Consider the following 20,154-nt stretch of genomic DNA (forward strand, 5'->3'; position numbering starts at 1 on the left):
AAGCCATGGGCCTGCATTTGAATCAAGGCGACGACGAGCTCGTCGAGAACCACGAGATCAACGTCACGCCGTTTATCGACGTGATGCTGGTGCTGCTGATCATCTTCATGGTGGCGGCGCCTCTGGCGACCGTAGACATCAAGGTCGACCTGCCCGCATCAAGCGCCAAGCCTGCGCCGCGGCCGGAGAAACCGATTTTCCTCAGTGTGAAGGCAGACCAACGCCTGTTCCTGGGCGAGGAAGAAGTCAAAGCTGAAACCCTGGGCCCTGTGCTCGATGCCAAGACCCAAGGCAAGAAAGACACGACGATCTTCTTCCAGGCCGACAAGGGCGTGGACTATGGCGACCTGATGAGCGTGATGGATGCCCTGCGGGCCGCCGGCTACCTCAAAGTGGGCCTGGTCGGACTTGAGACGGCAGCCAAGAAATGATCACGACGCGCCACAAACTGACGCGTTATGGCACCAGCCTTGCCGTCGTGCTGGGCGTGCATGCCGTCGCGATCATCATCGCGCTCCAATGGTCCGCGCCGCATCCGGTGCAGTTGCCGCCGGCCGCCATGGTCATCGACCTGGCCCCGATGCCCGCGCCACCACCACCGGCACCGCCCAAGGTGATCACGCCACCGCAACCGCCTGCTCCGGTGGAAGAGCCGCCTCTGCCGAAACTGGCCGAGGCGCCCAAGCCAACGATCCAGGTGCCCAAGCCGGTCAAACCAAAGCCCAAGCCTGCGCCGCCCAAGCCGGTGGAGAAAAAGCCCGAGCCGCCGAAGGAAAAACCTTCCGAAGAGCCGCCGAGCGAAACACCACCGACCAATACGCCGGCCGAGAAATCGGCCCAGCCGGCGCCTGGCCCGTCGCCCCAACAGGTCGCAGCCAAAGCGTCCTGGGAAGGCGCCTTGCTGGCGCATTTGCAGAAGTACAAGAAGTATCCGCCCAGCGCTCAACGCAGCGGCAAGGAAGGCCTGAACCGTTTACGCTTCGTGGTCGACGGTGAAGGCAATGTATTGTCCTATGAGTTGGTAGGCCGTTCCGGTAACGCCGACCTGGACCGTGCGACCCTGGACATGATCCGTCGTGCCCAGCCACTGCCCAAGCCACCGGCTGACATGTTGAAAAGCGGCAGCGTCGAAATCGTTGCGCCATTCGTCTACAACATCGAGAAACGTCGTCGGTAACTCCGAACGTGGTGAGGCCCCCCTCACCACGCTCAGCAAAATCCCCGCTCAATCCCCACCAAACTTCTGATAACGTGCGTCTATCGATTGCAGCCGGTATGCTTGGCCTGCAACCTCATGGACGCCCGCTATGACTCTTACAGAATTACGCTACATCGTGACCCTCGCCCAAGAGCAGCACTTCGGCCATGCGGCCGAGCGTTGCCATGTCAGCCAACCGACGCTGTCGGTGGGCGTGAAAAAGCTTGAAGACGAACTCGGTGTGCTGATCTTCGAGCGCAGCAAAAGCGCCGTGCGCCTCACCCCGGTCGGCGAAGGCATTGTTGCCCAGGCCCAGAAGGTCCTGGAGCAAGCCCAAAGCATTCGCGAACTGGCACAGGCCGGCAAAAACCAACTGACGGCACCGCTCAAAGTCGGCGCCATCTACACCGTCGGCCCGTACCTTTTCCCGCACCTGATCCCGCAACTGCACCGCGTCGCGCCGCAGATGCCGCTGTATATCGAAGAAAACTTCACCCACGTGCTGCGCGACAAGCTGCGTAACGGCGAGCTGGACGCGATCATCATCGCCCTGCCGTTCAACGAAGCGGACGTGCTGACCCTGCAGCTCTACGATGAGCCGTTCCAGGTACTGATGCCGGCCTCGCACCCCTGGACCCAGAAAGAAACCATCGATGCCGCCTCGCTCAACGACAAGAGCCTGCTGCTGCTCGGCGAAGGCCACTGCTTCCGCGATCAAGTACTCGAAGCCTGCCCGACCCTCACCAAGGGCAACGATGGCGCCAAGCACACCACTGTAGAGTCCAGCTCCCTGGAGACGATTCGCCACATGGTCGCTTCCGGCCTGGGCATTTCGATCCTGCCGCTGTCGGCGGTGGACAGCCATCACTACGCCCCCGGCGTGATCGAAGTGCGCCCGCTCACACCACCGGTGCCCTTCCGGACCGTGGCCATTGCATGGCGCGCCAGTTTCCCGCGACCGAAAGCCATTGAGATCCTCGCCGACTCGATCCGCCTCTGCTCGGTGGCCAAGCCGCCTGTTGCGAGCTGACCCGTCGTATGACTGAACTGTCCCAGGTGTCGGTGACGGCGCTCAAGGGTGTCGGCGAAGCCATGGCCGAGAAGTTGGCCAAGGTCGGCCTGGAGAACCTCCAGGACGTGCTGTTCCACCTGCCGCTGCGCTACCAGGACCGTACCCGCGTGGTACCCATCGGCCAGTTGCGGCCTGGGCAGGATGCAGTGATCGAAGGCACTGTCAGCGGCGCCGACGTGGTGATGGGCAGGCGCCGCAGCCTGGTGGTACGCCTGCAGGACGGCACCGGCGGGCTGAGCCTGCGTTTCTACCACTTCAGCAATGCGCAGAAAGAGGGCCTCAAGCGGGGCACCCGCGTGCGCTGCTACGGCGAAGCACGACCCGGCGCTTCGGGCCTGGAGATCTACCATCCCGAATACCGCGCCATCACCGGCGACGAGCCACCGCCGGTAGACACCACCCTCACACCGATCTACCCGCTCACCGAAGGTCTGACTCAACAACGCCTGCGCCAGCTGTGCATGCAGACCCTGACGATGCTCGGCCCGAAAAGCCTGCCCGACTGGCTGCCCATGGAGCTTGCCCGCGACTACCAACTGGCCCCGCTGGACGATGCGATCCGCTATCTGCACCACCCGCCCGCCGACGCCGATGTCGACGAACTGGCCCTGGGTCATCACTGGGCCCAGCACCGCCTGGCCTTCGAAGAACTGCTGACCCACCAACTGTCCCAGCAACGCCTGCGCGAAAGTATGCGTTCGCTGCGCGCGCCGGCGATGCCCAAGGCCACGCGTCTGCCCGCACAATACCTGGCCAACCTCGGCTTCACCCCGACCGGGGCACAACAACGCGTCGGTAATGAAATTGCCTACGACCTGAGCCAGCAAGAACCGATGCTGCGCCTGATCCAGGGCGACGTGGGCGCAGGCAAGACCGTGGTCGCCGCCCTCGCCGCCCTGCAGGCACTGGAGGCCGGTTATCAGGTAGCACTGATGGCGCCTACGGAGATTCTCGCCGAACAACATTTCATTACCTTCAAACGCTGGCTCGAACCCTTGGGCCTGCAAGTGGCGTGGCTGGCCGGCAAACTCAAGGGCAAGAACCGCGCAGCGGCCCTGGAACAGATCGCCACAGGCGCACCCATGGTGGTCGGCACCCACGCATTGTTCCAGGACGAAGTGCAATTCAAGAACCTGGCACTGGTGATCATCGACGAGCAACATCGCTTCGGCGTACAGCAGCGCCTGGCCCTGCGCCAGAAAGGTGTGGACGGGCGCATGAACCCGCATCAGTTGATCATGACCGCCACGCCGATCCCGCGCACCCTGGCCATGAGCGCCTACGCCGACCTCGACACCTCGATTCTCGACGAACTGCCCCCCGGTCGTACGCCGGTCAACACCGTGCTGGTCACCGACACCCGCCGCGTGGAAGTGATCGAGCGGGTGCGCGGTGCCTGCGCCGAAGGCCGTCAGGCCTACTGGGTGTGCACGCTGATCGAAGAGTCCGAAGAACTGACCTGCCAGGCCGCCGAAACCACCTATGAAGATCTCAGCAGTGCCTTGGGCGAACTGAAGGTCGGGTTGATCCATGGCCGCATGAAGCCCGCGGAAAAAGCCGCGGTGATGGCCGAATTCAAGGCTGGCAATCTCCAACTGCTGGTGGCCACGACGGTGATCGAGGTGGGTGTGGACGTACCCAACGCCAGCCTGATGATCATCGAAAACCCCGAGCGCCTCGGCCTGGCGCAACTGCACCAGTTGCGCGGCCGCGTCGGCCGGGGCAGCGCGGCCAGCCATTGCGTGCTGCTCTACCACCCGCCGCTTTCACAGATCGGTCGCCAGCGCCTGGGCATCATGCGGGAAACCAACGATGGTTTTGTCATCGCCGAAAAAGACCTCGAACTTCGCGGCCCCGGTGAAATGCTCGGCACACGCCAGACCGGCCTGCTGCAATTCAAGGTCGCCGACCTGATGCGCGACGCCGATCTGTTGCCCGCCGTGCGCGACGCGGCACAAGCGCTGCTGGAACGCTGGCCGGAGCATGTCAGCCCACTACTGAATCGTTGGCTGCGACACGGGCAGCAATACGGCCAAGTGTGACGCTTGACTCACTTATCCGACCAACACCTGTATCAAGCTGGTTATACTTCTTGGACTGTACGAATTTGGATCAGGCCATGTCAGAAGTAGCCCTCGCCACAGCCTCACTGACCGCCCCGCCGGTCATTCGGGCTCTGCTCGCAAAGCTCGCCATCCCCTACACGGAAGTTGCCGAACAACCTGGCCTGAATCCCGCGCGAAAGGTCCAGGCGGTGCTGCTGGAAGATGCCGTTGGCGTCCTCATGGTGCTGTTTCCCCAGAACCAGTTGCTCGACCTCAATCGCTTGGCCGAGCTGACCGGGCGCCGCCTGACGGCCGTGGCGCCAGAGCGTATCGAACGCATGCTGGGCAAGCATGAACTGAGCCTGCTGCCGGGCCTGCCCGCGCTGACCAGTTCGCCCTGCCTGTACGAAGGCAGCCTGCTGAACGAGCCGAGCCTGCTGGTGCATTCCGGTGAAGCCGGGCTGCTGCTGGAAATCGCCAGCGACGTATTCAAAACTATGCTCACCAAGGCCAGCGCCGGACACTTCGGCGAGCCGCTGAGCAATATCCGCCCCAACCTCGATCGCCCCAATGACGACCGCGAGGAAATTACCCAGGCGATGCAGGCGTTCACCGCCCGCCGCATCCAGCAACGCCTGGAAGCGACCATCGAGATTCCGCCGCTGGCCGATACCGCGCAAAAAATCATCAAGCTGCGCGTCGATCCCAACGCCACCATCGATGACATCACCAGCGTGGTGGAAACCGACCCGGCCCTTGCCGCCCAGGTGGTGAGCTGGGCGGCGTCGCCGTACTACGCGTCGCCGGGCAAGATTCGTTCAGTGGAAGACGCCATCGTGCGCGTGCTGGGCTTTGACCTGGTGATCAACCTGGCGCTGGGCCTGGCCCTGGGCAAAACCCTGAGCCTGCCTAAAGATCATCCACACCAGGCTACCCCGTACTGGCACCAATCGATCTACACCGCCGCCGTGATCGAGGGCCTGACCCGCGCCATGCCGCGCGCCCAGCGCCCGGAAGCCGGCCTGACCTACCTGGCCGGCTTGCTGCACAACTTCGGTTACCTGTTGCTGGCGCACGTATTCCCGCCGCACTTCTCGCTGATCTGCCGCCACCTGGAGGTCAACCCGCACCTGTGCCACAGCTATGTCGAGCAACACCTGCTGGGCATCAGTCGCGAGCAGATCGGCGCCTGGCTGATGCGCTACTGGGACATGCCGGACGAACTGTCCACCGCCCTGCGCTTCCAGCACGACCCGACCTACGACGGCCAATACGCCGAGTACCCGAACCTGGTGTGTCTGGCCGTACGTTTGCTGCGCAGCCGTGGCATCGGTTCCGGACCGGACGAGGCGATTCCGGACGCGCTGCTGGCGCGCTTGGGCCTGAGCCGGGAGAAGGCTGAGGATGTGGTGGCCAAGGTGTTGGACGCCGAGGTGTTGTTGCGCGAGTTGGCATCGCAGTTCAGCCAAGGCTGAATCTGTGGCCTGTCCGGCCGCTATCGGGAGCAAGCGCCTTCCCACATTCGACCGCATTCCAGAACTGGAGCTCGATCAAATGCGCGAGGAGGCTTGCTCCCAAGGCATTCAACTGGTTTTCACCGAAAAGTCTCAGCCCTTCTTTTTCTTCGGCTTCAAATATTTGGTCAGACCCTGGAACCAGATTACCAGCGCCGGGTTGCCCTTGATCTGGATCGACTTGTCCTGAATCCCCGTCATGAACGCCAGTTGCTTGTTCTTCGCCTGCATCGTGGCGAAGCCATAGGCAGCGTCTTTGAAGGCAATGGCAAATGCCGGTGACGGGTGAACACCCGAACGGCTGGTGATGCGCTGGTCTTTGACGATGAAGTGACGGGCAATCTTGCCGTCGAGGGTCTGCAACTGGAACGCCAGGTCTTTATCACCCAACTGTTGCTGGAAGGCAGGATTGGTGCGGCTGGCTTTGCCCATCATCAGGCCCAGCACCCACAGCAGAAGACGAAATTTCATGCACACGGCCTCGGTGTATTTATTTAGTGGCCGCAGCAGTGTAACGATTTGCAGGCAGAACGCCACCGATCTCGCGCTTTAGCGGGAGATCGGCAGGCGTTTAACGCTTATAGCAACATCTTACTCAAACGTTAGGGCAAGGCACCGGCGCCCAGTCGGCCAGGTTCGGATCGCGGCAAGTGCCTTCGATCTGCGCCTTACCGGCGCTGGCGACCTGCTTGCTTTCGGCTTGCTTGGCCTGCACGGTCTGGATGCTCTTCTCGGTGGTCACCGCTTCTTTAGGCACGGTCGGCAGCACTGGCTTTTTCGCCGGTTTTACCGCCTTCTTGCCCTTGGTCGGCGTTACCACAGGTGTGGTATCGGCAGTGGCCACGGTGACGACGTCGTTACGTTGCACGCCAACCTGTTGCAGGTCTTTCTCGTAAGCCTGGGTGTAGTTGTTCAGGTCTTCGCTGGCTTTGCCGTTGACCGCGACGATCAGGTCATTGGACTCTTTCAGGCCGGCGACGATTTCCGCCAGGCGCTTGCGGCCTTCGGTGTCGTTGACGGTCTTGGCCTTGCGATCATTCACCAGCTTGGTGAATGCGCTCTGGTAGCACTGCTGGGACGCTTTGGCGTAAGCGGTGCTGCGGTCGATGTCGGACGCGCTTTTGTTGAAGTCGTTGGAGTAGGACGCGATGCGCTGCTTGTCATCGGCGATCTGCTTTTGACGCTCGGTGTAGTAACCCGCCGCACCGCCAGCCAGAGCGCCGCCCGCGGCACCGATGGCCGCGTTGCGACCGCGCTTGTCGGCGTCGCCGGTCAGGGCGCCGAGCAATGCACCACCGGCCGCGCCAATGGCCGCACCGGTCACCACCGACTTGGTCATGTTCGAATCGGTGGCGCGCAGGTGTTGCACCGGCTCGTAGCAGTTCGGGTAGTACTCGACCTTGGTGCTCGACGCGACCTTGGAGGCCGGCGACGTCGCGCAACCAGTCAATACGGTGCTGAAACCAGCTGCGATCAGCAGCAGATGACGCTTGGAAACCGCCTTACGGGAAAAAAGCATAGGTGTGATCTCTGTTTAGTTTGACTTGCCCAGCACGGCCCACCGCCGCCTGAGTCCCTTCCAAGCTCGCCGCACAACCAACGGTCAAGACCGCTGACCGCTCGCTGCGAGCAGTTCCTTCAAGATCGTTGCCGGGTCGGCCCGCTGTTGCTTGCGGTAGTTGCCGACATGGCGAACGAACAGTGTCGCGCGCGTCACCAGGCTCTTGCCGAGCACGGGTTTGCGATCCAACTCTTCCTTGATCCGTTGAAACTGGGCCTGGATCACCGCATCGGTATAGCGGGTGCCGGTGGCCAGGTTGTCGATGTAGATCGCCACCGCGCCATCGAGGGCGCTGCGGCCATTGTCGATGGCAGTGGCGAACAGCGTCGCACTGGCGTCGTCCTTGTTGGCGACAGCCTGATCGCGGCTCTTCTGCAGATTCATCAGCCGGATGTTGTAGTTGCTGATGGTCTCGGCCACCAACGCGGCTGACTGAATCAGGTTGCCCGCCGCCTCTTCGCGTTGCTGGGCGATCAGCGAGACGTTGCGCTTGAGTTCTTCGTTGACCAGCCCCAGTTCGGCTTGCAGCTTGGGATCGACGCTGGCGGCAATGATGGTGTCCAGGCGCTTGGTCGGGTCCTGGGCATCGTCGATGGCGTCGGTCAGCGAGGCCAGGCGCCCTTCTTTCTGCCACTGGGCAAACAACTCTTTGTAGCGCGAACGCGGCGCCGATAACGCGCCAATCGCCACGCGGAAACCGGTGGTCTCGTTACTTTGCTCGGTGCCATCGGCGGCGAACAGCGGGTACTCGCGGCGCATGCCGGTAAACAGCGTGCCCTCACCTTCAAGGTAATTGCCGCCCTTGACCACAAAGCCGCCGTAGGTGCCCTGGCGACGCCCGGCGTGCACCAACTGGAAAGACTCCTGGACCATCTCCGCCGCATTGCCGATCACATCGAACAGGCCTATCGGGTTGGGCAACTTGGTGCCGATGGGCATCAGGCGTGCAGCCTGGCCGGTGCCACCGGCCACCTGGTTGAACACCGCGTAATCGGCCAACGGGCCGTCGCCTTCGCTGCCTTCGACGCGCCGAGGAAACAACCGCCCCTCAAGCTCCTGACGGCTCACCGCCTGGCCGCCGCGTGCCGCGTATTCCCATTCCACTTCAGTGGGCAGGCGCACAAAACCCAGGCCGCCATCTTCGGCCGACGAACCGCGACCGCTGACCGGCAGCAAATCCCGGTGGTATTTCATCAACCAGGCGCTGTACACCGCCGAGAAGCGTTCGGCTTCAAAACGCGACAGCTTGACCTTGGGCAACCGTGCCGCCACACCGGTGGGAATGTCGCAGGCCGGCGCCGGCTCGCCGCTGGCCAGGGACTGCGCCTGGGCCATCACCGCAGCGTATTGGCGGGCGGTCACTTCATACTTGCCGATGAAGTACAGCATGGGCTTGAGCGGGGTCTTGGCGTCGGTCTTCGGCATCAAGGGCGCGATGACTTTATTCCAGTCATTGGGCAGATCCTTGAGGGTGAACTGGCCGTTGATGAAATCGCGACGGTACCCGGAAATAAACGATTGCTGGTAACCCGCCTCGCCTTCGGCGAAGGGGTAGCCGAGGCTGATTTCGCGATCGTCCAGGGTGCCCTGGGCCAGTACGTAGGCGTAGCGGAACACCATGTTGCCTTCGCACGGCAGCGGCAGGCTCACATCGTCCGGCAACGGTTTTGGATTATCGAGCTTGTCGCTCGCCTCATCAGCCCAGGCCATCGAGGCCAGGCTCAGCACCACACAGGCACCCAGTAACTTATACATCTCTGATTCCTTCAGAAGCCTGGATACGCGCCACACGCCAACCACCACAAGCCGCCGCCACGGCACTGACGCCGAGGACTGCAACCAGGGCCAGGCCGTAATGACGCGCCAGCAGGTGGCTGGCGTACTCGCCCGGCACCTGCGCGAATAACTTATTCAAACCCGCCTCGGCCAGCCCATACAAGCCGGCACTGAGCACGGCAGCTGCGCTTGCGCTGTACAGCGCCTGCACCACCACAAACAGTAGCAACCCTGCAGTGGAAAAGCCCAGCAGGCGCAACACCGACAGTTCCCGGCGCTTGCGCGCCACGGCCGCCAAGGCCCCGGCGAAGATCGCCGCAAATGCGCCCGCCAAGGCCAACCCGGCGATGATCCAGAACACGATCGACAGGTTGCGGCTCAACGACTGCACCTGGGCGATGGTGTTCGCCTGGGTCGACACCAACAGGTTCTGCCCGGCGAAATACACACGCAACGGTTCCACATCGGTGAGTTGGCGGGCGTACAGACGAAATGCCGGGTACACCCGCTGCTCCTTCCCATCGACCGCTTCACCTGCCCACCCCAACGCCGGCACCGCACGGCCGTCGCGATAATCTTCCGCCGCTTCCAGCAGGCCCAAGCCGGCAAACAAACCGTCACGGGCGAAAGCGTCCAACGGCAACACTGCCAACACCTGCAAACGCGTGCTCTGTGCCTCGACACGCCCGGCTACTTGCCGCGCAAAACGGGTTTCCAGCCAATCGCCGGGGCGTGCCGCGAGTTTTTCCGCGGCGGTGTGACTCAGAACGATCTGGTCCAGGCCCCTGGGCATCGGCAAACCCGCGAGTAGCGGATCACCGGGCGCGGTTGGCAGCATCTCCAAGGTCAGTGCACCGACTTGCGCCGTCGCCGCAATCTGTCGCGTACGCGGCACGGCAAACGCCACGTCGCGGCGCTGCGCCAGTTGCTCGACAAACGCGCTGCTGAATCGACCACCGCCCAACGGAATAATTTCACGGGCTGCGGGGTCGGTCTCCAAGCGTTCAGTCAAACTGCCAACCAGTCCAAATTTCAGGCCGAATAACACCAGCAACGGCGCGATTACCGCCACCAACGCCAACACCGAACAGGCCGACAACCAGGCATCGTTGCGGTAATCCTGCCAGGCCAGGGACGCTACCAAGCCGATACGCATCAGCATGCCTCCCCGAGGGTGGCTGTGACGCCGCCGTCAGTGTCGCGGCGGCAACTGATGCGCCGCACCTGCAAGCCACTGGCCCGGGCCAAGGGCTCGTCATGGGTGGCGATTACACAGGCAGCACGGTGTTCGCGCGCCTGGGCCAGCAACGCCTGCATCACCCGTTCGGCATTCAGCGGGTCCAGGGACGCGGTCGGTTCATCCGCCAGCACCAGGCGCGGCCCATGGGCCAGGGCGCGGGCACAACTGACACGCTGACGTTGGCCCACCGACAGCGCAGCGGGCTTCTTGGCCAACTGATCACTGATCTCCAGCTGCTCGGCCAGCCGCGTCACGCTGCCGTCATCCGGCAAGCCCAGCAGTTGTCGGGACAAGGCGATATTGCTGCGCACATCGAGAAAACCCAGTAGCCCGCCGGTTTGCAGCACATAGCCCAGATGCCGGCTGCGCAACTCGGCCAACGTGGATTGCCGATCCGCTCGCCACAACCCACCGATGTCCTGCTGATTGAACTCGAACTGCCCGACCTGATCCGGCGCCAGTACCAACGCCAACACATCCAGCAAGGTGCTCTTGCCACAACCGCTGGGCCCAACGATCGCCAGTTGCTCACCCGCGCGCAGGTGCAGCGCCGGGATCACCAGGCTATAACGCTGGCTACCGACACCCCGACTCTTGTGCATCGCGCTCAGGTTCAGCATTACGGCAATGTCGACAACGGCACGCGGTACAAGGCATCGCCCGGCTCGGCATCGCCGAAACGAACCCAGTTGGCCACGTCATTGTGGAAGGTTTCGTAGAGGCGGATTTTCGAATCCAGCTCATCGATAAAGTCTTCCTGCTCGGCCACGCTCAACGACAACCACAAATCCTGGGTCATGTTCAGCGACTTGCTGCGGTACGGCAGGCCTTCCAGGTATTCGCCGAGGAGGCCGCCATCGGCCAGGTTGCCGCCCTTGCGCAACGCTTGCGGGTCGCGGCTCATATAGGCCGAGGCGCTGGCGATTTCCTGGAAGAAGTCCTTGGGCGAGCTTTGGGTTTTGCGCGCCGCGTCGACGATCAATTTCAGCGACTGCTGCAAATCGTTGAGCTGCAATTTGGTCAGCATCACGCACACCTGGAACGCCGGCAACGCCGGGTTGGTCAGGTCGCGGTCGGCGGTCCAGGCGCTGACCAGCTGCGGTGCCTGGCTCGCGGTTTTGCGACCGAGGAAATCCATGTGCATGGCGTAGCCGACGGCTGCGGATTTGTCCGCCAGGCTCGGCGCGCTACTCAGCAACGGCACCGGCTGCGGCGTGTTGCTGCGCACTTGGTGGACGAGGTTGGCGAACACCGTGCCGATCTCATCCACGCGTTCGCCCAGTTTGTGCACGTCGCCGCCCGGCACCGGCGTGTACAGATCGCCGATCTGCGGGTTGGCGTCAGCCGTGAGGATGCGGTACTGGCTCTCGGCGCCAGCGTGGGTTTTCTTGCCGGCATCGGTGCGCAGGTGTAACGCGTAGATCTTGATCTGTTTACCCAACGCGGCCTGGCGCACTTCGGCTTCGTTCATCTGGGTGGTGGCGAACGGGTCGTTCTTGCGCAACGCACCGGCATCGGTGACTAGCAGGATAATGCGCCCGCCGTAGCCGGACCAATCCATACCATCCACCGCCTGCATCACCCCGGCGAAAGCGTCTTCGTTGAACGAGTGGCTGGACACGGTGGATGCCTTGACCTGCCGCGCCATGTCGAGAAAACGCTGCGGGTCGCGGCCTTGATCCAGGGTGATCAGGGTCTTGGCTACGTATTCCAGGCCCGGGGTCTTCTTGATGCTGTTACGAAAGCCCACCAGGCCGAAGCTCACGCTGTCCAGTTCGCCGCGTTCGGCGATGCGGGTTTGCAACTCATGCACCACGTCACGGACCTGGTCGATGTAGGGCTGCATCGACACGGTGGTATCGACCACCAACACCACGGCGGTACGGAACGCATCGGCGTTGACGGCAGGTGCAGCCGACTTGGCGACACTGCTGCCAGGGTCGATGGATGCCACGTTGAGCAACTGCACCGGCTGGCCGTTTTCGTCGAAGCTCTCTTTGGCGTCGAAGATCGGCAACAGGTAGAACTGGTTCTGCGGGACAGCGCTGGCCGTCGGTTCGAGCGCCAGCACCTGCTGATTGTCTTCGCTGTTTTTCTGCGCCTTGGCCAATACGGTTCTGGCTGCCGCTGGGTCAGCCAGCAGCTTTTCCACTTCGCCGGGTTGGCGCAGGAACATCACCGGCGCCCGGCCCGAGCGCTCGGTAAACTTGAGCACCAGGCTCTGCTTCCAGTCGCTGACCTGGGCAGCAGGCAACCAGCCGTCACTGCGGCCATCGGTGGCGGCGCCGACGCGTACCCACGGGCTGCCATCCACATCTTTGCGTTGGTACACATACAGCACGGAGAACGCCGGCAAGGCTTTGCCGGGCGCCGCACCGACATCGCTGGAAAGCTTGGCGCCGGGCTTGCTGAGCACCCGCTGGAACAAGGTCTTTTTGCCCGCCATCAGCAAGGGGCGCTGACCGCCATCCGCGTCGGAAGCAACAGCAGGTTTCAACTCAGGTGGCGGCGTTTTCGGTACGACGGCAGCGGGCCGCTCAACAGGCTTGTCGCCGCCGCTCAACCACCAGTAACCGCCCCCGCCGATGGCCAGCGCAACCGCCACGGCGACCGCGGCCAACGCCAGCACCGGCCCTCGACGTTGTTCGCTGTGCGAGGTCGAGGCAGGCGTCACCACCGGTTGGCGGACGGGCTGAGGCGCTGCTGTCGGGATCTCAATGGACTCCGGGGTGATGCCGCCCAGATCGAAGCTCATCGGGATCGGCAAAGGCCGCACCAGCGTGGCTTCCAGCGAGTCCGCCGGCAGTTGGTCGAGCGCCAGCAGCAAGGCCGCCGCATCAGGGAAACGATCAGCCGGGTCCTTGGCCAACAACTTGCGCAGCACGCCTTGATAACGGCCATGGTGCACCGGCAGTTCCGGCAACGGTTCGGTCAGGTGCGCCAGCGCTGTGGAAAGCGCATCGGTGCCGTTATAAGGCAGTTTGCCGACAAGGATTTCATAGAGCACCACGCCCAGGGCGTACAGGTCGGCGCGGCCATCAATTTCCTGGCCCCGCGCCTGTTCCGGGCTCATGTAGCTGGGTGTGCCCACGGCAAAACCAGCCTGGGTGAACTGGGTACGATCATCCAGGGACTTGGCGATGCCGAAGTCCGACAGCACCGCCGTGCCATCAGCGCGGAACAGAATGTTGGCGGGTTTGACGTCGCGGTGAACCAAGCCTTGGGCATGCGCATAGCCCAGCGCCGAGGCGATCTGGCGGATCAGCGTCACACCTTGCTCCGGCGTCAGGCCAGCGGCAATGCGCTCCTTGAGCGTGCCATTGGGCAGGTATTCCATGGCCATGTAATACAGCTCACCGACGTTGCCGATGTCATGGATGGTCACCGTATGCGGGTGCGACAGCCGCGCCAGGGTCTTGCCCTCGCGCAGGAAACGCTCGCAAAAAGTCGGGTCGGCCGCCAGTGCCGCCGCCATCACCTTCAACGCAACCTTGCGCTCCAGCGAGCGTTGGGTCGCCAGGTACACGCTGGCCATGGCGCCTTCACCGATCTCGCCTTCGATGTCATAGCCCGGGATCAGGATGTTCATGGCGACACCTTAACGACGATGGTGGTGATGTTGTCCGGCGCACCCCGGTTAAGCCCCAGGTGCACCAGGCTGCGCACGATTTCGTCCGGCGCGTCATGCCCCAGCACTTCGCGGATTTCATGGTCTTCGACGGTTTTGTTCAGACCGTCGCTGCACAGCAGGTAACTGTCGCCGGGGGCGATCAACAGATCGACAATGGCCACCTCCAACTGGGCTTCCACGCCCACCGCACGGGTGACGATATTGGCGCGTGGGTGCACACGGGCGTCGGCTTCGCTGAGCAGGCCGCTGTCTTGCAGGTCCTGCACATAGCTGTGGTCGCGGGAGATGCTTTCCAGCACGCCGTCGCGCAGGCGGTACAGGCGACTGTCACCGGCCCACAAACACACGCCGCGCAAGCCGCGCGCGGCCAGCACCACCACGGTGCTGCCCATCATGGTCACGCCACGGTTGGCGGTTTCTTCGCGCACGGCGGTGTTGATGCGAATCAGGTCATTGCGCAATGCCGCCGAGTATTCATCGAGGGAGCGCCCCACCGGCACATGACGCAGGCTGTCGACAATCAGGCTGCTGACGTAGTCACCCGCCGCATGCCCACCCATGCCGTCGGCCACCACCCAGAGGCGATTTTCCGGCAGATCCAGGCATGCATCTTCATTGACCTGGCGCACCATGCCTACATGGCTTTTACTCGCGGATTTGAACGTCGACCCCATCTACACCACACCTTCTTGTCCGAGCAAAAACTGCGCAAAATCGTCGGCGGCAGGCAAGCCCTGACACCGCAATAATCCAGGGGAAATACGTTGCGAACCGCGGCCCCACCAGAGGCTGGAACCGGCGCAGGCGTGTTCGGCGAGCGCGGTCATCCGGTCGTGAGGCTGCGTGGCGTTGATCCGCTGCAAACCGGCGAAACGACTGCCTACCGCTCGCGGCTCGCTGGGCGGGAGGCCCAGGGTGTCGACGCCATCGTTGAAGCTCTCGAACGTGGCCTCGGCATCCAGGGTGCTGAGCAACAGCTCTTCGGCCTGCTCAAACCAGGTATCCGGCCCGCCGACAAGGGACGCAAAGTTAGTGTCGTGATCCAGCAAGGCCACCACCGCCAACGGAAAATAACGCCCGACCCGATCGATACTCGGCATCACCACACCCGCCGCCGCATCCGGCCCGCACACGCCCGGTGCGAGCACAAAGCGCCACAACGGGCTGACCAGGTAGACGTTGAGCCAGTCGCCGCCCAGGCTGTTCTGGCTGGCGAGCAGACCTGCCGCCAGCCAACCGTCCCACGGGCCGATAAAACTCTGGGGCAAGGCGCGGCTGACGAAGTCACCGCGGCTGGCCAACTTGCCGTAGAAACCCAGCGTGGTCATAACCGCTCCGGCAGGCTGAACCCGCTGAGCACGCGGCTCTTGAACGGGTTGAAAGCGCTGTTGGCACGCAACTCGTAGGCAATGCTCGCGCCATCGACCCGCAGGCGCAGGTTGAAGCGGTCCGGCGAGTTGCCGGCCGTCAGGTCCGACTGCTCCAGCAAGCGGAACCAGGCCCACGGCCCATCCAAGGTCACACCGGAACGCCCAGTGGCCGACGGCGGCATGATGGAAATACGCACCACACCGATACTGCCGGGGTTAGGCCATTGCATCGCAACCGGGCGGCTGGGGCCATGGTCGTAGCTCAATTGCTGGCCGTCGAGGTCAAGCAGGAACTGGGTGATGGTCGGGTCCATCGACACCGGCTTGAGTTCGAAACGCACGATAGGCTGGGTGCCCCCCGCGCGGAAGAACGCATCCCGGATCGCCGCCGCGCGTTGGAAGGTTTGCAGTACACCCGGCGCAATCCCCAGCTTTTGTGCCGCGCCCGGCTGCCAGCGCCAGGTCTGGGTAGACGTGTCGACGTACGGCTGCAGGTACTTGCGGAAGTAGTTGTCCATCACCCCGCCCACGCCGAAGAACTGACCGAAGTCATCCAGGGTCGCATCACGCGCACTGCCCGGCGACATCGGGTACCGCCCGGCCAGAGACTGGCGATACACGTTGACCACCTCGCTGACCCAGGCTGCGTTCAGTTGGTTGCGCACCCCGCCCATCATGCTGTTGGTGGTGGAGTTGACCACCGACTTGACCATGCCCTGCACCAACGGCGGCTGGCGTTCGGCATTCAGGCTGACCCGCGTGGCCGCCGCAGCCGCCTGGTTCTTCGCCTCACCGAGCAAGGCGTCGCCACTGGCGCCGACCATGGCGCTGACTTGCACATACAGCGCGTTCATGTCCGCGAGCAGACCGTCGATGGCCGCCGGTTCGCCTTCGTTCTTGCTGACGATGCCGTTGAGTTCGGCAAAGTGGGCAGTCACCGGATCGTCCGCCACTTGCGGCTGGCTGGCCGTCTGTTGCTCCTGGCCGAGCAGGCTGCCCAGGCGCTCCTTGAGCTTGTCGACGCCACCTTCCACCGGCACACCTTTGGCCGCCAGCTGGCGCTCTTCGGCTTGCAGGTCGGTTTCCTTGGCCACCGCCACCAGCAACTTCTTCAATGGCGAGGTCGGCCCGGAAATCACCCGCAGTACATCAGCCGCCTGGGCCACGCTGGTGATCGGTACAAAGTCGATGTCCGCCAACAGCGCGTCCCACTGGCGCTGGTAATCCTGGAAATACAAGCGGCGCACGTCAGCGGCCAGGCTCACCACGTTCTGCTGATCGGCCTGCTCATGGCCCAACACCCATTGCTCTTCGGCGAGTGTGCCGGTCTGGTTCAGGCTGCTCAGCAAAAACGCCTGGCGATAACCCTTGGCGGTGAAGAAACCACTCAGCGGCTCGCCCAGCGGCTTGCCGCTCTTGCGGCTGAATACCAGCGCCGCATCGCGACCGGCGGCTTCATTGATGCGGAAATCCGGGATACCGTCCGGCAGTTTCTGGCGTTTGACCCGGTCGTAGACACGCTGGGCCACCGGCAACTGTTGCAACTGGCGACGCAGGTCGTCGATCAGCCGCGGGTCGAGGCGCGCGCTCGGCGGATGGCGGTCAAACAATGCCTGCAAATGCCCGCTCAGTGCCTGGCGCTGATCGGCCGGCAAGTCACGTGGCAGGTTGCGATCCCAGTCCAGGGCGATCCAGGCCTTGATGAAGTCCGGGTCGTAGTGCTCGCTGTCGGCAAGCATCAGGTAAGCCTTGAGGCCTTCGTACAGGAAGTCGGAGTTACCACCACCGTGCAGTTGCTCTTCGATGCGCGTCACCAGACGCGGTGCGAACACCGCGATCAGCAGTTTGCGGTACACGCTGCTGGATTCGGCTTCGAGCATATCGCCCTGGTACAGGCCCAGGCCTTCGGCCCAACTGGGCGAATCACCGGCAAGGTTTTTCGTCGCGTTGAGCAACGGCAGTACGGCGAGCACTTCGCGCTGGGCCGGGCTCAGGTTTTGTACCGCCTGGCCCAGTGGCGCAACCTTCTGGTCGACCTGGGCGATATAGGCCTGGTTGGCGCGATAACTCACCCACCACAAGCTGCTGACCACCACCACCAGGGCCACGGTGGCCGCCAGTACGCCGCGTGCAACCCACTTGCGCCGGCGCTCGACCTTCGGGTTCACCCCCACCAGCCCACGCTCGGCAAAAGCCACGGCGCTGAAGAGTTTTTCGATGAAGTAACTGCGCCCGGTACCGCTCTGGCGTGCCAACTGCTGTCGGTCCAGGTTCATGCTCTGGGCCATGGCACCGATCAGGCGATCAATCGGGCTGCCTTCCTGAGTACCGCTGGTGAAGTACACACCGCGCAGCAGCACGCGTTCTTCGAAGGCGTTGGGTTTGAACACACCTTCGAGGAAGCTTTGCAGGCAGTCCTTCAGGGCACCGAACTGCTGCGGGAAGCCGTAGATCAAGTCGCGCCGCGCCGGGTCGCGTTCTTGTTGCAGGCGCTCTACCAGGCGTTCGTTGAGGCGTTGTTCCAGACCTGCGAATTCGCTTTGCAGGTGCGCCAGCGGGCTGTCGCTGTTCTTGCCGTCGTCCAGGGCGAAGGTCATGCCCCACACCTGGGCGCGGTCTTCCTTGCTCAGGCTGTCGAAGAACTCCATGAAGCCGGGCACCAAATCGAGCTTGGTCAGCATCAGGTAGACCGGGAAACGCACGCCCAGCTGGGTGTACAGCTCCTGGATACGCAGACGGATCGCCGCCGCATGGGCGGCGCGCTCGGCCTCAGTACCGAGCAGTAAATCCGACAGGCTGATCGCAATGAACGCACCGTCGATTGGACGACGTGAGCGTTGTTTTTTCAGCAGGTCGAGGAAACCCAGCCACGCGGCTTTATCCACCGTGGAGTTGCTGTCCTGAGTGGTGTAGCGGCCAGCGGTATCGAGCAGCACGGCTTGATCGGTAAACCACCAGTCACAGTTACGCGTCCCCCCAACGCCACGCACGGCACCGGCGCCCAACTGGGCCGCCAGCGGGAAATGCAGCCCGGAATTGACCAACGCAGTGGTCTTGCCCGAACCCGGCGGGCCGATGATCACGTACCACGGCAGCTCGTAGAGGTTGCGCCGCTCATCGCCACCCAGCTTGGCTTTTTTCAGCAGTGCCAGGGCCTCGTCCATGCGCTGGCGCAGGGTGCTGAGTTCTTCGGCAGTGGCGACACTGTTGGGGTCGACCGGGGTTTGCGCCGCCAGGCTGCGCATCACTTCGGCGGCCTGCCGCCGCGCCTGGATAATGCGGAACACGCGGTAGGCGATCCACACCGCAAACAGCAGGATGATCAGTGCCCAGCGACGTCCTTCCGGCATCAACACATTGAGCAACGGCCCGACAAACCAGATGATCAGGCTCAGGGCGATCAGGCCCAGCACCGGGATCACCCAGCGAATCATGAAACTGAAAAACGCCTTCACTCGACGCCCTCCGCCAATACGGTGATTTCAACCCGACGATTACGGGCACGGCCTTCGGCGGTGGCGTTGGTAGCCACCGGCTCGGTGTCGCTTCTACCCTCGGCGCTGAAGCGCTCGGCCTGGCCGGTCTTGGCGGCCAGGATCTCCAGCACCGACTTGGCCCGCGCTTCGGACAGCGCCCAGTTGGACGGGAAACGCAGCGTGGCAATCGGGCGGTTGTCACTGTGCCCGGTCACGCGCACCTGGCCTTTGACTTTGCGGATGGCGTCGGCGATGCGCAGCATCAGCGGCTGGTAGTCATCAACGATGCTGGAACTGGCCGATGCGAACAGCTCGTCACCGCGAATGGTCACTACGGAACGGTCGACCGCATCCTCCACCGCGACACGACCGGCCTTGATGTCTTCCACCAGGAAGCCGGCCAGGCGTGGGCGTTCGATGACTTTGGGCTGTGCCACCGGACGGTCGATCGCTTGCACCGGGATCTCTCCCAACGCATGGATATTCTTGAACACCGGCTCGGCATCCGACGCCAGCTTCAGGCGCAAGCCGAACAACAACGCCAGCAGCAGCGCCAGGCCGATGGCCACGGCAATCCACGGCGGCATGAATTGCGCCAGGCGATCCCGCGCCACGGTCACACCGCGCCAATGCGGTGACAGCTCGCGTTCGTGTTCGCCACGGGCGCTGCGAATGGCTGCCGCGGTGCGCTCCCGCAAGGCGTCCAACTGGCTGCGCCCGTCGTTCATCACCCGGTAACGGCCTTCGAAACCCAGGCACATGCACAGGTACAGAAGCTCCAGCAGGTACAGGCGTTCCCGTGGGCTTTGCAGGCAGTGGTCGAGCAGCTGGAAGACTTTTTCGCCGCCCCAGGCTTCGTTATGCACGGTGATCAACAGGCTTTGCTTGCCCCAGTCGCTGGTGCTGCCCCATGGCGTGCTCAGCACCGCTTCATCCAGGGCGGTGCACAGCGCGTAACGCGCCAGCAGCACTTCGTTGCGTGGAATGCCGGCGGCTTCGGCACGCTCTTCGAACTGGCGCAGGTAAGCCAGCAACTGCGCGCGCAGGCTGGCCGGCGCCGGGTGAGCGATGGTGTTGCGCAGGCGCGTCAGCAGCGCCAACAGGGGGCCGGCGGCACTTTCCAGCGGGTTGAGGCCCTGGCTTTTGCCCGTGAGCATCGGCGCAGCCGGCATCGACAACGGTGCAGGTTCGGCACGCACAGGTTCCGGCGCCCGGCCACCCGGGCGCGGCATGAACTGGGTGCGGTCATCATCATTGGGATGCATCGCGGA

At 63.4% G+C, this 20,154-nt stretch carries 15 protein-coding genes; 5 read left to right on the plus strand and 10 right to left on the minus strand.

Annotated elements, in window-relative coordinates:
• The first annotated feature begins 5 nt into the window (after positions 1–5).
• The 5 genes from exbD to M5B97_RS10200 all read left to right on the plus strand — a co-directional run bounded on the left by exbD (position 6) and on the right by M5B97_RS10200 (position 5,790).
• Positions 6–431, plus strand: coding sequence for a TonB system transport protein ExbD (exbD, locus tag M5B97_RS10180; RefSeq protein WP_003195519.1), 426 nt, complete (start codon positions 6–8; stop codon positions 429–431).
• Positions 428–1,177 (plus strand): energy transducer TonB, encoded by a 750-nt coding sequence (locus tag M5B97_RS10185; protein ID WP_123716557.1) that lies wholly within the window; start codon positions 428–430, stop codon positions 1,175–1,177. The genes exbD and M5B97_RS10185 overlap by 4 nt, the downstream gene beginning before the upstream one ends.
• Positions 1,178–1,307: 130 nt before the next feature.
• Positions 1,308–2,228: a hydrogen peroxide-inducible genes activator gene (locus tag M5B97_RS10190; RefSeq protein WP_123716558.1), complete on the plus strand. Its 921-nt coding sequence runs from the start codon at positions 1,308–1,310 to the stop codon at positions 2,226–2,228.
• An 8-nt stretch (positions 2,229–2,236) separates the two neighbouring features.
• Positions 2,237–4,312 (plus strand): ATP-dependent DNA helicase RecG, encoded by a 2,076-nt coding sequence (recG, locus tag M5B97_RS10195; RefSeq protein ID WP_248731402.1) that lies wholly within the window; start codon positions 2,237–2,239, stop codon positions 4,310–4,312.
• Positions 4,313–4,389: 77 nt separating this feature from the next.
• On the plus strand, positions 4,390–5,790 hold the full coding sequence (locus M5B97_RS10200) for an aminoacyl-tRNA deacylase and HDOD domain-containing protein (RefSeq protein WP_134659446.1): 1,401 nt from the start codon (positions 4,390–4,392) through the stop codon (positions 5,788–5,790).
• Positions 5,791–5,922: 132 nt separating this feature from the next.
• On the opposite strand, the gene M5B97_RS10205 is transcribed toward M5B97_RS10200, so the two are convergent.
• From M5B97_RS10205 to M5B97_RS10250, 10 genes are all read right to left on the minus strand, one after another.
• A complete protein-coding gene (locus M5B97_RS10205; protein ID WP_248731403.1) occupies positions 5,923–6,300 on the minus strand; it encodes a helicase in 378 nt (125 codons plus the stop codon).
• A 124-nt stretch (positions 6,301–6,424) separates the two neighbouring features.
• Positions 6,425–7,348, minus strand: a complete 924-nt coding sequence (tagQ, locus tag M5B97_RS10210; RefSeq protein ID WP_248731404.1) for a type VI secretion system-associated lipoprotein TagQ — start codon at positions 7,346–7,348, stop codon at positions 6,425–6,427.
• Positions 7,349–7,432: 84 nt separating this feature from the next.
• Positions 7,433–9,145 (minus strand): SUMF1/EgtB/PvdO family nonheme iron enzyme, encoded by a 1,713-nt coding sequence (locus M5B97_RS10215; RefSeq protein WP_248731405.1) that lies wholly within the window; start codon positions 9,143–9,145, stop codon positions 7,433–7,435.
• Positions 9,138–10,322, minus strand: a complete 1,185-nt coding sequence (locus tag M5B97_RS10220) for an ABC transporter permease (protein WP_248731406.1) — start codon at positions 10,320–10,322, stop codon at positions 9,138–9,140. The genes M5B97_RS10215 and M5B97_RS10220 overlap by 8 nt, the downstream gene beginning before the upstream one ends.
• Entirely contained in the window at positions 10,322–11,026 is a 705-nt protein-coding gene (locus M5B97_RS10225; RefSeq protein ID WP_123716565.1) for an ABC transporter ATP-binding protein, read from the minus strand. The genes M5B97_RS10220 and M5B97_RS10225 overlap by 1 nt, the downstream gene beginning before the upstream one ends.
• The gene (locus M5B97_RS10230) at positions 11,026–13,995 is read right to left on the minus strand and encodes a serine/threonine-protein kinase (protein WP_248731407.1); all 2,970 of its coding nucleotides are present in this window, start codon (positions 13,993–13,995) and stop codon (positions 11,026–11,028) included. Before M5B97_RS10230 ends, M5B97_RS10225 begins: the two co-directional genes overlap by 1 nt.
• Positions 13,992–14,711, minus strand: a complete 720-nt coding sequence (locus tag M5B97_RS10235; RefSeq protein WP_134659454.1) for a protein phosphatase 2C domain-containing protein — start codon at positions 14,709–14,711, stop codon at positions 13,992–13,994. Before M5B97_RS10235 ends, M5B97_RS10230 begins: the two co-directional genes overlap by 4 nt.
• Positions 14,712–15,365, minus strand: a complete 654-nt coding sequence (tagF, locus tag M5B97_RS10240) for a type VI secretion system-associated protein TagF (protein ID WP_248731408.1) — start codon at positions 15,363–15,365, stop codon at positions 14,712–14,714.
• The gene (gene tssM, locus M5B97_RS10245) at positions 15,362–18,862 is read right to left on the minus strand and encodes a type VI secretion system membrane subunit TssM (protein WP_248731409.1); all 3,501 of its coding nucleotides are present in this window, start codon (positions 18,860–18,862) and stop codon (positions 15,362–15,364) included. The genes tagF and tssM overlap by 4 nt, the downstream gene beginning before the upstream one ends.
• Positions 18,859–20,148: a DotU family type VI secretion system protein gene (locus tag M5B97_RS10250; RefSeq protein ID WP_123716570.1), complete on the minus strand. Its 1,290-nt coding sequence runs from the start codon at positions 20,146–20,148 to the stop codon at positions 18,859–18,861. The genes tssM and M5B97_RS10250 overlap by 4 nt, the downstream gene beginning before the upstream one ends.
• Positions 20,149–20,154: the final 6 nt, after the last annotated feature.

Origin of the sequence: Pseudomonas sp. MWU13-2517, from assembly GCF_023242545.1 — a bacterium.
In the GTDB taxonomy this organism is placed as follows: domain Bacteria; phylum Pseudomonadota; class Gammaproteobacteria; order Pseudomonadales; family Pseudomonadaceae; genus Aquipseudomonas.

Coding starts and splice junctions, on each gene's coding strand:
- exbD (WP_003195519.1), top strand. CDS start 6: ATGGGCCTGCATTTGAATCAAGGCGACGACGAGCTCGTCGAGAACCAC.
- M5B97_RS10185 (WP_123716557.1), top strand. CDS start 428: ATGATCACGACGCGCCACAAACTGACGCGTTATGGCACCAGCCTTGCC.
- M5B97_RS10190 (WP_123716558.1), top strand. CDS start 1,308: ATGACTCTTACAGAATTACGCTACATCGTGACCCTCGCCCAAGAGCAG.
- recG (WP_248731402.1), top strand. CDS start 2,237: ATGACTGAACTGTCCCAGGTGTCGGTGACGGCGCTCAAGGGTGTCGGC.
- M5B97_RS10200 (WP_134659446.1), top strand. CDS start 4,390: ATGTCAGAAGTAGCCCTCGCCACAGCCTCACTGACCGCCCCGCCGGTC.
- M5B97_RS10205 (WP_248731403.1), bottom strand. CDS start 6,300: ATGAAATTTCGTCTTCTGCTGTGGGTGCTGGGCCTGATGATGGGCAAA.
- tagQ (WP_248731404.1), bottom strand. CDS start 7,348: ATGCTTTTTTCCCGTAAGGCGGTTTCCAAGCGTCATCTGCTGCTGATC.
- M5B97_RS10215 (WP_248731405.1), bottom strand. CDS start 9,145: ATGTATAAGTTACTGGGTGCCTGTGTGGTGCTGAGCCTGGCCTCGATG.
- M5B97_RS10220 (WP_248731406.1), bottom strand. CDS start 10,322: ATGCGTATCGGCTTGGTAGCGTCCCTGGCCTGGCAGGATTACCGCAAC.
- M5B97_RS10225 (WP_123716565.1), bottom strand. CDS start 11,026: ATGCTGAACCTGAGCGCGATGCACAAGAGTCGGGGTGTCGGTAGCCAG.
- M5B97_RS10230 (WP_248731407.1), bottom strand. CDS start 13,995: ATGAACATCCTGATCCCGGGCTATGACATCGAAGGCGAGATCGGTGAA.
- M5B97_RS10235 (WP_134659454.1), bottom strand. CDS start 14,711: ATGGGGTCGACGTTCAAATCCGCGAGTAAAAGCCATGTAGGCATGGTG.
- tagF (WP_248731408.1), bottom strand. CDS start 15,365: ATGACCACGCTGGGTTTCTACGGCAAGTTGGCCAGCCGCGGTGACTTC.
- M5B97_RS10250 (WP_123716570.1), bottom strand. CDS start 20,148: ATGCATCCCAATGATGATGACCGCACCCAGTTCATGCCGCGCCCGGGT.